This window comes from Wenyingzhuangia sp. IMCC45533 (assembly GCF_054111225.1).
Genome location: NZ_CM134197.1, coordinates 2,460,763 through 2,476,166, shown reverse-complemented (window position 1 = coordinate 2,476,166; position 15,404 = coordinate 2,460,763). Strand labels below are relative to the sequence as shown.

The following is a 15,404-nucleotide window of genomic DNA, read 5'->3' as shown; positions in this document are numbered from 1 at the left end:
TAAACTTTTACCAAAAAAACAGGTCATAGTTCTGAAAATTAAAATAATTATGACTATCCTACATAAGCAATGTTTCATCCTACTAATATTTTTTAGTTGCTTTATAAGTGAGGCTCAAGAAATTGAGGTAGATGGAATTATTTTAGATGAAGTTACTAAAACTCCTGTAGAATTTGCTACTGTACAAATTGAGTCTACCACCAATAACAGATTATTGGGTTACGGATTTTCTGATGAAAAAGGAAAATTTACTTTAGAAGCCAATACGAATAATGAGACCAATATATCTCTCGTAGTTACTTATATTGGCTTTACGACTTACAAAAAAACGCTGACTTTAAACAATCACCAAAGTGTAGGTCAAATACTACTACATCCCTCTACTGAAAGTCTAGAAGAGATAGTAATTACAGCTACTCCACCTGTACTCATTAAAAAAGACACTACACAGTTTAATGCATCTTCTTTTAAAACTAAAGAAGATGCAGTCGCAGAAGATTTGCTAAAAAAACTGCCTGGAGTTTCCATTGACAACGAAAATGGAAGCATACAAGTGAATGGTGTGGACGTTACTAAAATTTTAGTAAATGGAGAACCTTTTTTTACGGACAATCCCAAGGTAGCCATGAAAATTTTATCAAAAGATGTGATTGATAAAATACAAATTACAGATACTCGAACTGACGAAGAAAACTTTACTGGTAGTTTAAATAGTGAGGATGCCAAGACTATCAACATCACACTTAAGAAAAAAGAATTTGGAAATATTTTTGGAAATGCTACAGCAGGCTATGGAACTAATAACCGATATGAGACTAACGGAGTTATTAACAGAGTTTATAAAAAATCGCTACTAACCGTGTTGGCTTTTAGCAATAATGTAAACAAAAACAATTTTAGTTACGACGACGAAGAGGGCAGCAATACTTTGGACAGGTTAAAAGCCATTAAAACTGAAAGTAATTTAGGTGCCAATTATTCTGATAAGTTCAAAAATGGAAGCAAAATAAATTTTGACTACCTATATTCTGACATCGAAGAAAATAAAGGTTTCAATGTAAACAGCATCAATTTACAACCAGGTAGAAACAACCTAAGTCAAGAAGTTTCTCAACAAAGCAACGAGCAAAGTATACACAGAGGTAACGTAAAAGCAATCAATTCCATCACGGAAAATTTTAGAGTTATTGCCAATGCCAGATTCTTTAAAAAAGATAGAGAATTTAACAGGAATAATAACCGAGAAACTAGCGACACCTCTAATAACTTAATTAATACCAACACATCTCAATTAAATCAACAACAAAATTATCAAGCATTAAATGCCACGCTGAGTGGTCTTTATAACCTAAAGCCATTAAATTCTTATATAAATCTTAGATTGTTTGCCAACAATAACACCTCTAAAAATCAATCTAGAAACAGAGGAGAAACCAATTTTACCTCGGGTAAAGCTACTGTGTTTAGAAATCAACTAACCCATCAAGAAGGAGACAACGCACAAATAAGCGGTAGCATAAAGTATGGACAACGTTTTAAAGAAAATCAGGTGATTGAATACGAATTTATAAAACGTAGCGAAAACAAAGAGGATAACAGAGATGCCGTAGACATTGATGATGATTTGAACACAACCGAAGTTAATAATCAACTTAGCTTCAGACAAAAAATTGAGATCGACAAGCAAGAGCATAAATTATCCTACGTTTATAAAAAAGGAGAATTGTTTTTCACCGCCAAATTCAGCCACTTAACAACGCAATTAAGCAACCAAGAATTAGATAGAGATTTGAGTTTAACTAGAGAATTTAAAGACCTACTTATTTTCTCAAAACTTAGGTATAAAACCAAAAAAGGATTCATTTTAAATGGTAATTACAAAACCAAAAGCATCATTCCTAGAAATAACGAATTGCTAAACATTACAGACAATTCTAACCCCACAAGAATTACTACCGGTAACGAAAACCTAAAGAGAGAACTCGAACATTTACTGAGTTTAAACCTAAGATATTACGGTAAGAAAAGTAAAATTCATTTTTTTAACAGATTTAGTTACAGTACCGTACAAGATAAAATTATAGACAAAAGTACCATTGATGACGATTTGGTGATCACAAGAACTTATATTAATAATAGTAATAATCACAGATATATTATCAATGGAAACGTATCCAAAGATTATAAAAGAACCCCTTTCTTTTACAACCTAAGACTTAAATGGTTTGCCTCCATTGGTGAGGATGCTCACTTTATTAATAACGAAAGTTTTAAAAGTACCTATCAAAGATTTTCTCCGTCTCTATACAGCGAGTTTAATTATAACGATTTGTTTGAAATCAACCCCTATTATAGATTATTTTCGGACAACACCCAATACAGCACCAATTCTATACAAGATCAGTCCAACATTCAGCATATTTTAGGTTTGAATGTTACTACTTTTGCTCCAAAAAAAATTACCCTCTACAACCAATTACAATACATCTTAAATCCTAAGTTTGATAAGGGTTCTGGACGACAAGCGTTGGTTTGGAACATAACTGCCAACTACAGTATCATTCCCAATAAAGCCAAAATAAAATTAACTGTTTTTAACATCCTCAATCAATACAATAACGTAACAAGAACGCTAACAGAAAGTAGAAACTCAACCTTTACCTATGACGTACTTCAACAATACGCAATGCTGAGTTTTAAATATATTTTTAAAAATTAAAGTTACGCGGGCATTCCTCCCAAACTACTTTGGGAGTCGGGCTATTCGCTATATCTTTTACTTGTTTTCGATACAGATTTATTACGTTTCACTCCAAAAATCCACTCAAACCATCAGTAAAAGGATGCCGCTACTATCCCTAATGCAAATACGCTCTAAAATTTTGGCTAACTTATTCATAGTCAATACAAATTCAATGTAAAAAAGCGCTATTATAATTTTAAAGAGAATGCAAAATTCCCTATCACTAAAAATGAACTTCTCAATACAACTATCCTAAGCAGCTATTTTAAAAAAACTGAATAACATGACGCAGAACTCACGTTATTATTAAGCTATTAAGAATTCTGAAATGAGAAAAGCCATTGCTTTAAAAACAAAAAAACCACTTATATAAATAAGTGGTTTTACTAGTAGCGGGAACTGGACTCGAACCAGTGACCTTCGGGTTATGAGCCCGACGAGCTACCTACTGCTCTATCCCGCGATATGGATTGCAAATATACTACATATACGTAGTTCTCACAACAAAAATTTCAAAAATTATTTTTAATAAATAAATATCTTAACAACGAAGCCAACTCGTAAACTATAACATCAAAAGCCAGTAGATAATTCACAACATACATACGTTAGCGTTTTATTCACAGAAAAGCAATAGACCACTAGATGTGTCCCACAAATCCATTCATCCTAGTCGTTAGCAAAAAAATTGTTAACCCTTTATTAAAACTCTTTAGTTATCTTCAGTTGAAAATCACACTGCTTTACACTTGATACCGATAAGTTATTACTGAAACATAGGTGTTAATACTTTCGAATGAATTGACTAATACTATTTTAAGACATTAATTGACACTAACTCTGTGAAACTAGACTCTTCTATGTAGTTTTACTCACAAAAAAAAGTCTTTCAGATTACTGAAAGACTTTTATATTTAGTAGCGGGAACTGGACTCGAACCAGTGACCTTCGGGTTATGAGCCCGACGAGCTACCTACTGCTCTATCCCGCGATATGGGTGCAAATTTAGAATTAAATAAGAGTTCTCACAAGCTTAAATCATATATTTTTTCGATATCAAAAATCTCTTTTATTAATAAACTAAGAAACAACCTATTACAAAAACACCTGAATTAATATATCTTTAGTAAAAGACCAAAATATTAAAACATTAAACAAAAAAAACACATAATTTAAAGTAATTAATAATGATTACAACAATACATTAAACTTTAAATAAAAAAGAAAGTCTTATCTATAACTTATACTATTACTCATGAAAAGCAATCATATTATTCATTTATATAATAGAGTAGGATTTGGTATTTTACCTAGAGAAGTTAAGCATTTAGAAAAAAATGCTTTAGATACCAACGTGAATTTGTTTTTTAAAAAAGCTGCAGGCTACACTCCCCTTTCTGTAAACATTAAGAGTTTGATTTTATTAAAGAAACAAGAAAAATCACCTGAACTAAAAAGAGCTTTGCTAAAAGAAAACAGAAAGCTGATTTTGAAACTCAATCAAAATTGGTATAAAAATCTATACCACTCTGAAGCTACTCTGCACGAGAAAATGAAGTTGTTTTGGACCAATCATTTTGTGTGTGCTAGTAACTCCATTGAACAAACTCTAGACTATATTAAAGTTATTGAGAAAAATGCTTTAGGAAATTTTAAAACTTTTGTTTTAGAAATCTCCAAAAACCCAATGATGATAAGATACCTAAACAATCAGCAAAATAAAAAAAAGCACCCTAATGAAAATTATGCCAGAGAGTTGATGGAGTTATTTACTTTGGGAGTAGGTAATTATACTGAAATTGATATTAAAGAATCTGCAAGAGCTTTTACTGGATGGGGAGCTAACGATGCAGGGTTTGTTTTTAGAAAAAAACACCATGATTTTGGTAGTAAAACTTTTATGGGCAAAACGGGTAATTTTAATGGAGAAGATATTATTGATATCCTATTAGAAAAGCCTGAATGTGCAATGTTTATTTCTCAAAAAATTTACAAAGAATTCGTAAATCTCAACGTTAATAAGGAACACGTATTAAAAATGGCTAAAGTGTTCAGAAAAAACTACTCTATACAAGAGTTGATGGAGTACACTTTAAAGGCAGATTGGTTTTATGATGAAAAAAATATAGGTGTAAAAATTAAATCTCCAGCAGAGTTACTGGCTAGTATACACAAGGTGATTCCTTTTGAATTTAAAAAAATTAATTTCTTTAGCTATTTGCAATCCAATTTGGGTCAGAAACTTTTGCATCCACCAAATGTTGCGGGTTGGCCAGGAAACAAACAGTGGATTGACGCTAACACCATCATGATAAGACTCAAACTAGCCTCAAGTATAGCTCAACAAAAGGAAATAGAATACGAGCGAGAAAGTACTTTTGAAGATGATTTTGAGACCATCAATAAAAGAAAAAATAACAGATCTCAGGTTGTATTTACAAATGTGGATTGGAGTTCTTTTGATAAAAATATAGAAGGAGAAAAACATACCGATTTGCAACACTGTTTGATTGGCTACAAAATAGACTCGCATACCCAATCAATAATCAATTCGCTTAATAACAATTCTACAAAAGATTTTTGTATCGCCTTAATGTCGTTACCAGAATTTCAAATGTGCTAAAACCTGAATATCATGAAAAGAAGAGATTTTTTAATTAATAGTTCGTTAGCAAGTGGAATGTTTTTTGTGCCAAGTTTTGTAAAAGCTTTCGAAAGAATCCCCAAAAACTTATTGGGTCATAAAAAACTAGTTGTTATTCAACTATCTGGAGGAAATGATGGATTAAATACAGTTATTCCCTACCACAATGACTTGTATTACAGCAAGAGACCCAATATCTCTATTCCTAAAAAGGATATTTTAAAATTAGACAATGAGTTAGGACTTCCTGAGTATATGTCTCCCCTTAAAAACTTGTATGACAAAGGGTATTTGAGCATCGTTAACAACGTAGGATATCCAAACCCTGTAAGATCGCACTTTAGGTCGGCAGATATTTGGCAAACAGCATCTGATGCAGATGAATACAAGTCTACGGGATGGCTTGGAAACTATATTGATGAGTACAACTTAAAATCCCATATGGCTATTGATGTTGACAATAAACTTTCTTTGGCATTAAAGGGAGCTAATAAAAGTGGTATATCTGCAAGTAATCCCAAATCATTACACAGAAACACAAAAGATCCCTTTTTTAATAAGGTGCTTCATAAACATCACTTAGAAGAACATTTGAGCGAAGAAAATCTTGGATATTTGTATAAACAAATGATTCAAGCTCAGTCTTCTGCCTCTTATATCTTTGAAAAATCTAAAACCTATAAAACCAAAGGTAATTACGGTAAAAATGCTTTTGGTAAACAACTAGAAACCACAGCTACTTATATCAACTCCCATTTGGAAACTAGCGTATATTATGTATCTATGGGCGGATATGACACACACGTAAATCAAAAAAACAGACACAAAAAACTGATGTCTGTCTTTTCTGGAGAAATAGAAACTTTTATCAATGATTTAAAAACCCATAATACTTTTAAAGACACGTTGATTATGGTGTTTTCGGAATTTGGTAGAAGAGTAGAAGAAAACGCAGGTAATGGTACGGACCATGGAGCGGCCAATAATCTATTTTTACTTACGGAAAATTTAAACAAACCGGGGATGTATAACAACACACCCAACCTTAGCAATCTTGATAAAAACGGAGATATTAAATACGAAATAGATTTTAGACAAGTGTATGCTACCATTTTAAAAAACTGGCTAGATGCGGATCCTAAAAAAGTGATAGGAAAATCATTTGATACTTTAAATTTTGTCTAAAAATTTTGTTTTAACTTTAAAAAAGTAATCCGACTCTCTCAAAATTACATTGACGTTTACCACTTGTGAAGTCTTTAAAAAATAACGACTTTTACAGTGTTGAATTTGCATCTAGCATATAGATATACTAACGGCTAACATCATGTCATCTAAAAAGATATTAATAAAAATAGGATCTAATGTACTTACGCTTTCAGATGGTGCTCCAAATAAAAAAAGAATTGAGCATATTGTTGCGCAAATAGCCTCGTTAAAAAAAGAAGGTCATCGAGTAATTCTTGTTTCCTCTGGTGCAGTTGCAGCGGGTAGATCTCAAGCAAAGTTGCCTACTAATTTAGATGCTGTTAGCAAAAGACAAGTCTTAGCCTCTATCGGACAAATAGCTCTAATGAACTTGTACAACAGCTTTTTTGCAAATTATAGCTTGGTCTGTTCTCAAGTACTAATCACCAAAGAATCTTTTAGTACAAGAGAACATTATCTAAATATGACCAACTGCATTGAGGCTTTGTTAAAATGCAATATCACTCCTATTATTAATGAAAATGATGTAGTGTCCGTCACAGAACTTATGTTTACCGATAATGACGAACTATCTGGACTGGTTGCTAGTATGATACAAGCCGATGAATTGCTTATTTTAAGTAATGTAGACGGTATATACACCGACCATCCTAGTAACCCTGATGCTAAATTAATTAGAGATTTTGATAATGAGGAGATTGATTTAGAAACCGCCATTAGTGAAGAAAAATCGGAGTTTGGAAGAGGTGGTATGTTAACTAAAGTAAATACTGCTGTAAAAATAGCTGCATTAGGTGTAAATGTTTCTATAGGAAACGGTACTACGAAAAATATTATTTCTAAATTGTTGCACCGAGAAACAGGTACCTTATTTAGGGCTCATTTTGATAAAAACAAATCAGCCATCAAAAAATGGATTACCAATTCCGGTACTTTTTCCAAAGGAACCGTAACTATAAACAAAGGAGCATATGATGCGCTATTAAATAACCAAGCAAACAGTTTGCTTCCCATTGGGGTAGAAAAAATAGAAGGAGATTTTAAAAAAGGAGATATCATTACCATTTCTACCTTAGAGGGTAAAGAGATTGGATACGGAAAGGCCTCTTACAGTGCAGAGAAAGCCAAAAATTATATTAAACAGCAGCAGCAACCTGCTTTAGTGCACTATAATTACTTAACAATAAAGTAAAAATGAACTTTAAATTAGAACAAACATTTCAGAATTCCAGAAATGCTAGTAGAACTTTGATAGAATTATCTAACGAGTTAATTGATAAAATATTAATTGAAATTGCAGAAAAAGCTATAGCTTGTACAACTGCTATTTTAGAAGCCAACCAGAAAGATTTAGATCGTATGGATATAAACGATCCTAAATACGACAGGCTTCTTTTGAATGCTGAAAGAATAGAGGCTATTGCCAACGACATCAAAAATGTTTCTAAATTAGAAAGTCCTGTTGGGAAAATTATCGATCAAAAAATTCTTGATAATGAGTTAAATATTTCAAAAATAAGAGTTCCAATAGGAGTCATTGGTGTAATCTACGAAGCGAGACCTAATGTATCTTTCGATGTATTTTCTCTATGCTTCAAAACAAAAAATGCCTGTATCTTAAAGGGAGGTTCCGATGCAGAATTTTCTAACATCGCAATCGTAAACATTATTAAAGAAGTACTAAATAGCAATAATGTGAATACTGATGTTGTAACTCTATTACCTGCAGATAGAAGTGCAACCACAGAAATGTTAAATGCTGTAGACTATGTAGACATTATTATACCTCGAGGTAGTCAAGGATTGATTAACTATGTAAGAGAAAATGCAAAAGTTCCTGTAATAGAAACTGGTGCAGGTATTGTACATACTTATTTTGACAAAGACGGAGACGTTAAAAAAGGAACTGCAATTATTGCCAATGCCAAAACAAGACGCGTTAGTGTTTGTAATGCTTTGGACTGCTTGCTCATTCACGATTCTCAACTCAGCAATCTAAATCTTCTAACTAGCGGATTGGCTGGCAAAGGAACTATCATTTATGCTGATGAGGATTCTTATGCACAACTATCTGATTATCCACAAGAACTTTTAAACAAGGCAGATGATTCTCACTTTGGAACAGAGTTTTTAGCCAATAAAATGGCTATTAAAACTGTAAAAAATTTAAATAGCGCTTTGGATCATATTGCAAAGTATAGCTCTAAACATAGTGAGGCTATCATTTCTGAAAATCCTCAGACTATCGAAAAATACTTAAACAATGTAGATGCAGCTGCAGTCTATGCCAACGCATCTACAGCTTATACAGATGGGGCTCAATTTGGACTAGGAGCAGAAATAGGAATCAGCACACAGAAGTTACACGCCAGAGGACCTATGGCCCTAGATGAGATTACATCTTACAAATGGGTAATCAGGGGAAATGGACAGACTAGAAGTTAACATTTGTTTATTATTGTAAATAAAGTCTCATAAAAATTATTATCTTTGCCTCTTATCCCTAACTATCTAGTAATTAAAGGTTTGTTTATATAACATAAAAACAACAATACAATGCCTCAAAGAATTATAGAGTTTTTATCTAAAACACAAAACATTCCCTTTAAAGAAACTGAAATATTAGGCAGGCTAGTTAAACCAATTACCCTAAAAAAAGGTGAGTTTTTATATCAAGAAGGTAAAATTCCTAAGCACGGAGCATACGTATTATCTGGTCTGTTAAGAGAATACTACACAGATGCAAAAAGCACAGACTATATTAGACGATTTACCCATAGAGATTGGTGGATGGTTGATTTGTACGAGTTGCTTCATGAAAAACCAGCGCTGTGCAGTGCCCAAGCTATAGAAGAATCTCAATTATTGGTTTTTACCAAATCCGACTGCGACATTCTTATGGAAGAGTGTCCAGTTACCACAAAAATATTGCATGAAATATCTGCTGCTGAAAAATATTCAATAGCAAAAAAAGAAAAACAGAAAAGAAGTTTAAGCGCACAAGAAAATTACGAATTACTTTTGCGCAATCATCCGTATGTTGATAAAAGAATACCATTATTCCACATAGCAGCGTACTTAAACATTAAACCCGAATCTTTAAGTAGAATTAGAAAACAGATGACCCTGAAAAACTAAATCTTACTGATATTTAAACCAAGCAATAACCCACCAAAGCCCCCTAATTATAATGCTTAGTAACATTGTCAAATACTATCAAACCAGAGGTGTTGAACTACCCAAAAATGAAATCGACATCATCACTAGTTTAGCAGAAGTCAAAAAATATAAAAAAAAAGAATTTCTCTTTAACGAAGGAGACAATGACCTTTGCGTTCATTACATTCAAAAAGGATGTGTTAGAGTTTTTATCAAAGACGCTAAGCAAAAAGAATACAATCGTTTTTTTGCTTTTGAAGATTGGTGGATTGGAGAGTATCATCAAATACTAAACAACCTTTCATCAAGAACAAGTGCACAAGCATTAGAGAAGACAGAAACTATAAGCTTAAGTAAAGAAGCTTATCATACTATTTTTGAAAAATGTCCCGTATACACAAAAGCCACTCTGAACTTATACTTAAATAGCTATGCCAAGTTGTTAGAAAAGGAAGAGATTAAAAAAACAATGACTATTGAAGACTTGTACACGGAGTTCGTTCTAAAGAAATCCAAAATACTAGATAGAGTTCCTCTTTACCACATTGCCAGTTATCTTGGTGTTAAACCAGAATCTTTAAGTAGAGTAAAGAAAAATTTAAAAGAGAAATAGAAGATAATCTTCCTACACATTTTGCGTATCTTTGCACAAATTTTATAAAGATTATGAATAGCATCATAGCAATTGTAGGAAGACCTAACGTAGGAAAATCTACTTTATTTAACAGATTAATTCAACGTAGAGAAGCTATTGTTGATGATGTAAGCGGGGTTACTAGAGATAGACATTATGGTAAAGGAGATTGGAATGGTAAAGAATTTTCCCTTATAGATACTGGTGGATATGTTGAAGGTTCTGATGATATTTTTGAAGATGAAATAAGAAAACAAGTTGTATTGGCATTAGAAGAATGCGATATTATTGTTTTTGTTGTAGATGTTACCACTGGTATTTCTCCGTTAGACGAGGCAGTTTCTAAACTCTTAAGAAAAAGTAAAAAACCTGTTTTTCTAGCTGTCAACAAAGTTGACAATGCAATGCGAGAGAATGATGCTTTTGAATTTTACAACCTAGGCTTAGGAGAATATTATTCCATTTCATCTATCAACGGAAGTGGTACAGGAGAATTATTAGATGCTTTAGTAAAGGAGATGCCTGACATTTCTGAAGAAGAAGACCATACTAATTTACAAGATGAGCTGCCTAAGTTTGCTGTTGTAGGAAGACCCAACGCAGGAAAATCATCTTTTATCAATGCCTTGGTTGGTAAAGATAGAAATATTGTTACCGATATAGCGGGTACCACAAGAGACACCATTGACACCACTTATAACAAGTTCGGATTTGATTTTAAATTGGTTGATACTGCTGGTATTAGAAAGAAATCCAAAGTTAAAGAAGATATAGAATTTTACTCTGTAATGAGGGCCGTAAGAGCTATTGAGCATTGTGATGTAGCTATATTGATGATTGATGCTACCAGAGGTTTTGAAGGACAAGATCAAAATATTTTTTGGTTGGCACAAAAAAACAGAAAAGGAATTGTTATTCTAGTTAACAAATGGGACTTGTTAGATAAAGAAACCAATACCATGAAAAAATGTGAAGAAATGGTACGTAAAGAAATTGAACCCTTTACAGACGTACCTATTGTATTCACATCAACTATCACCAAACAACGATTGTTAAAAGCTTTAGAAACAGCTGTAAACGTACATAAAAGCAGAAGTAACAAAATTGCTACCAGTAAGTTGAATGAAACCATGTTAGCGGTTATAGAAAGCTATCCTCCTCCAGCAGTAAAAGGTAAATACATTAAGATTAAATACTGTATGCAATTGCCTACACCTACTCCGCAGTTCGCTTTTTTCGCTAATTTACCTCAATATATTAGAGATCCGTATAAACGTTTTCTAGAGAATAAAATGCGTGAAATATACGATTTTAATGGAGTTCCTATCACTATTTATTTTAGACAAAAATAATTAATTGATTAAAATACCATTGTTAAAGCAATTTATTGTTTATATCTTGCCTTATAATTGCTAATTTATTGACTATGTACATATTAAAAAGTCCTATCAGTAATAAAGAATTACCTATTCAAATACATGTTAGCTTTGAAAAGATATACACGTACTTAGAAGAACAGTCTTTAAATAGAGACAGTATTTTTTTTGATTCAGCAAATAAAATACTGAAAGAGATGAATCAGCATCCTGTTCTAAGAGAGGGATTTACTGATTTTTCTTTGTTGCATACATACGACAAACAAATAAATAAGTTATTATCTATTTTGTTTCCAGACCTGTTGCAGAGCAACGAAATAAAAGCAGCTTCTATCCCTTTTGATATGACCTCTTTTATGTTGTCCAAAAGATTCAAAGCAATTATTGATAACGCCGGTGAGGACTACGTTTTTGATATTAGAAATTTTGAAAATTCTAATATGTACATCATGACATGTCTGTACATTTTATCTTTTCTTTATGATTATCATATCGATTTCAAGAGACCTTTTTTTTACGACATTCCCGATCTTAAATCTGGTAATATCAAAAGTTACAGAGCATTGTATAATACAGATTTTGGAACTATTATAAAAACAGATAAAGCTCCAGATATTACCGATGAAGATATCAAAATACTGCTTAGTAATTTTGACAACATCGATATTTGGAAGGAGAAATTTCCTCCAAACTCATATATTTTTAAAGGTTTTGGAATGATTAATCTCATTGATGTAACCCAAGACGAAACCATTTCTAAGATAAAAAACACCTTTATCAAAAGAAATATTGATAGTTTGGAACAACTTGAATCTCAAATAAGAAAACTTTTTAACCTTAAGGATTTAAAGCTGGGAATTTCTATTTATAACAAAAATAAAGGAGCACACAGTAACTTTATTAGACATAACGAAGAACACAGCTTAATTGCCAAAGATATTTGTAACAATCCCGAAACTCATTTTTGTAGTAGTATTGTGAATAGAGTTTTCAACTCTTCTCTAATTACTGCAATTCCTGATTTGGAACAGTATAAACAGCAATCTGGTGACAACAAATTTTATAAAACCGTTGCTCAAAACAATTTGCAAAGTATCATTCTTGTTCCTATTGACTTGAATAATGATTTCTCTGCAATATTGGAACTTGGTTCACCACGTAAATACGAGTTAAATTCAATCAACGCAAACAAGTTAAAGGATATTATTTCTGTATTATCTATAACTGTTTCAAGGGCTATTGATGAAAGACACAATTTGCTAGAAACTGTTATACAGGAGAATTACACTACAATTCACCCTAGTGTAAAATGGAAGTTTTACAACGCTGCTGACGAGTATATTTCTAGTCATAATTATAACGCTAAACTAAAGAGTATTTCTTTTAAAAACGTTTATCCTCTTTACGGACAATGCGACGTTCAAGGATCTTCAGTGGCAAGAAATACAGCAATTCAGCAAGATTTAGAGTATCAATTGTCTAAAACTATTGATCTTTTTAAAGACATATATCATCAGGAACCTTTACCTGTCTATAAGGAAATTATCTATAGATTACACAATCGTTTAGAATCCATACAAGAGGGGATTAAAACTACTGACGAGCTTCAAATCACAGATTTATTTAAACGTGATATTTATCCAGTTCTCGAGCACATTAAAGAAAATACTCCTTCTTTAAGAAGCGTTATTATTGACTATAACTCGGAAATAGATCCGAATTTGAATATTGTCTACAAAAAACGTAAGGCTTACGAAGACTTTATAACTCATTTAAATTCTAGTTTAGCAAAGCATTTAGACAAAGCTCAAAAGCAAGCACAAGCTTTCTATCCTCATTATTACGAGAGATTTAAAACAGATGGGGTAGATTACAATATGTATATTGGAGAGAGTATCACTAATGTCAAAAGTCTTCATCCGCTGTATATCAAAAATCTTAAACTATGGCAGTTACAACAGCAATGTGAGTTGGAATATATTGCCAAAAAAGTTGATTTTAGTTTTACAGAAATCAGTTTAAAGGTAACTTCTCTAATTTTGATACATTCTCTGCCACTAGATATTAAGTTTAGAATGGATGAGAAAAAATTTGATGTAGATGGTGCCTACAACATTAGATATGAAATTATAAAGAAAAGAATTGACAAAGCTTATATAAAAGGTACTGAGGAGCGTCTAACACAGCCAGGTAAAATAGCCATTGTTTACACTCACGAGCATGATTTGGAAGAATACATTAAATACATTAACTACTTAACCGACCAAGACTATTTTACTTCTGAAATAGAATATGTAGATATTGAGGATTTGCAAGGGGTTTCTGGACTAAAAGCCATCAGAGTAAGCATCAACTACAATAGAAATAAAGAAATGGTCTCTTTTGATCATCTTGCTGAGGTAACAAAAAACATAGGGGTTTAATTAAACCCCTGGTACAGTTAGCTCTAAGTTGTAAAACGCAACTCCAAAAGCAACTACAGAAATAATAATTCCTGCCATAAATATGGTGTAAGTTAGCCTAAGCAACTTATACTTTCTAGCTAAAACTACCCCCAAAAAGTATAAATCTTTATTTAAAGATTTGTACAAATATTCCTTATCATCTATTAAAGTAAAAATTCCTTCGTCAAAATCTTCTAGAGGCATTTTATAAAAGTTTCCAAAAAACAATAAATTGACTTTCTTATCTTCAACATCTTTTTTGGTAAAAGTTCCAGAAGTTACTTTAGGTCTAGTAGATAAAATAGCAAAGATGATTGATATCACTGCAGTTAATAAAAATATAATGGTTGGAGCTATTAGGTAATGGTTATCTATTTTATCTAATTTTGGAAATAGATTAGACAGCGCTAATGATAATATAATAGCATTCACACTCAACAAAATATTGGCTTTTGCATCTGCAATATCGCTTAATTTTATATGGTTACGAAGCGTAACCCTATACATAGTTTCAATAGTTTTATCTGCTTTAAGTGCATTTTTTTTTGCAATTTGTTTTTTAAGTTTCTTGTCTTCCTTACTAATTTTCTCCTTTAAAAGCTTTTCATTGGCTAGCAAGTTTACAGATTTCATTTCACTCCAATGTTTGTAAGCAAAATCTGTATAAAACTTATGAGTTCTTAAAAAATCAGAATTGCACTGATACCATTCCAAATCAGTCATTGTCCTTCCCTCTAAAAGCTCCCATTCCGCTCTTAATAGTTTGCTGTCTTTCTCAAAAGAAGTAGTAGCTACGTGATACAAATCGGCATCACAAATAATCTTTTCAATAAGATTTTGGGGAGTTTGAGGCATTTGAGTTGCTCTAATGCAACCCACAATTTTGTCAACTTGTTCCTTAGATACTTCGTGATTCTCTAAAAAAGAGATTACGTGCTTGGCACTGATCTCCTCGTGGTTTTCACTCCCTTCAGTATAACCAATATCGTGAAACCACGCTGCCACTAAAACAGACTCTGCATCTTGATCAGAAACCCCCTCTTCTTTTATTAAAGTTTTAACCGCATCAACTACGTGTTGTGCATGAGAAATACTATGGTAAATGGTGCCTGCTGGTAAATTTTTCTTTAGATAATTTACAACGTATAACTCAGCAGATTCTACAATGGGAGACTTCATATATATTTGAAAGGTT

10 protein-coding genes and 2 tRNA genes are annotated in these 15,404 nt (G+C 32.3%); 9 read left to right on the top strand and 3 right to left on the bottom strand.

The features are described from left to right. Nucleotides 1-49: 49 nt before the first annotated feature. Complete coding sequence (locus ACXGQW_RS11010; protein WP_457822848.1) at nt 50-2,719, top strand: carboxypeptidase-like regulatory domain-containing protein; 2,670 nt, start codon at nt 50-52, stop codon at nt 2,717-2,719. Nucleotides 2,720-3,133: 414 nt separating this feature from the next. Here the strand turns inward: ACXGQW_RS11010 and ACXGQW_RS11005 are convergent. After that, a tRNA-Met gene (locus ACXGQW_RS11005) sits at nt 3,134-3,206 on the bottom strand. A 455-nt stretch (nt 3,207-3,661) separates the two neighbouring features. Beyond that, nucleotides 3,662-3,734 (bottom strand) — tRNA-Met (locus tag ACXGQW_RS11000). Nucleotides 3,735-3,998: 264 nt separating this feature from the next. Here ACXGQW_RS11000 and ACXGQW_RS10995 point away from each other — a divergent pair. The 8 genes from ACXGQW_RS10995 to ACXGQW_RS10960 all read left to right on the top strand — a co-directional run bounded on the left by ACXGQW_RS10995 (nt 3,999) and on the right by ACXGQW_RS10960 (nt 14,188). Further along, on the top strand, nt 3,999-5,366 hold the full coding sequence (locus ACXGQW_RS10995) for a DUF1800 domain-containing protein (protein WP_457822846.1): 1,368 nt from the start codon (nt 3,999-4,001) through the stop codon (nt 5,364-5,366). A 12-nt stretch (nt 5,367-5,378) separates the two neighbouring features. Next, a complete protein-coding gene (locus ACXGQW_RS10990) occupies nt 5,379-6,572 on the top strand; it encodes a DUF1501 domain-containing protein (protein WP_457822844.1) in 1,194 nt (397 codons plus the stop codon). A 142-nt stretch (nt 6,573-6,714) separates the two neighbouring features. Next, nucleotides 6,715-7,788, top strand: a complete 1,074-nt coding sequence (gene proB, locus ACXGQW_RS10985) for a glutamate 5-kinase (protein ID WP_457822842.1) — start codon at nt 6,715-6,717, stop codon at nt 7,786-7,788. A gap of 2 nt (nt 7,789-7,790) precedes the next feature. Further along, nucleotides 7,791-9,041, top strand: a complete 1,251-nt coding sequence (locus ACXGQW_RS10980; protein WP_457822840.1) for a glutamate-5-semialdehyde dehydrogenase — start codon at nt 7,791-7,793, stop codon at nt 9,039-9,041. A gap of 111 nt (nt 9,042-9,152) precedes the next feature. After that, nucleotides 9,153-9,734, top strand: a complete 582-nt coding sequence (locus tag ACXGQW_RS10975; RefSeq protein WP_457822838.1) for a Crp/Fnr family transcriptional regulator — start codon at nt 9,153-9,155, stop codon at nt 9,732-9,734. A 52-nt stretch (nt 9,735-9,786) separates the two neighbouring features. After that, nucleotides 9,787-10,368, top strand: a complete 582-nt coding sequence (locus ACXGQW_RS10970; RefSeq protein ID WP_457822836.1) for a Crp/Fnr family transcriptional regulator — start codon at nt 9,787-9,789, stop codon at nt 10,366-10,368. Nucleotides 10,369-10,421: 53 nt separating this feature from the next. Beyond that, entirely contained in the window at nt 10,422-11,741 is a 1,320-nt protein-coding gene (der, locus tag ACXGQW_RS10965; protein WP_457822834.1) for a ribosome biogenesis GTPase Der, read from the top strand. Nucleotides 11,742-11,815: 74 nt separating this feature from the next. Further along, nucleotides 11,816-14,188 (top strand): GAF domain-containing protein, encoded by a 2,373-nt coding sequence (locus ACXGQW_RS10960; RefSeq protein ID WP_457822832.1) that lies wholly within the window; start codon nt 11,816-11,818, stop codon nt 14,186-14,188. Here ACXGQW_RS10960 and ACXGQW_RS10955 read toward each other — a convergent pair whose 3' ends face one another. Next, entirely contained in the window at nt 14,189-15,388 is a 1,200-nt protein-coding gene (locus ACXGQW_RS10955; protein WP_457822830.1) for a Pycsar system effector family protein, read from the bottom strand. It lies immediately after the preceding gene. Between the last annotated feature and the right edge of the window lie 16 nt (nt 15,389-15,404).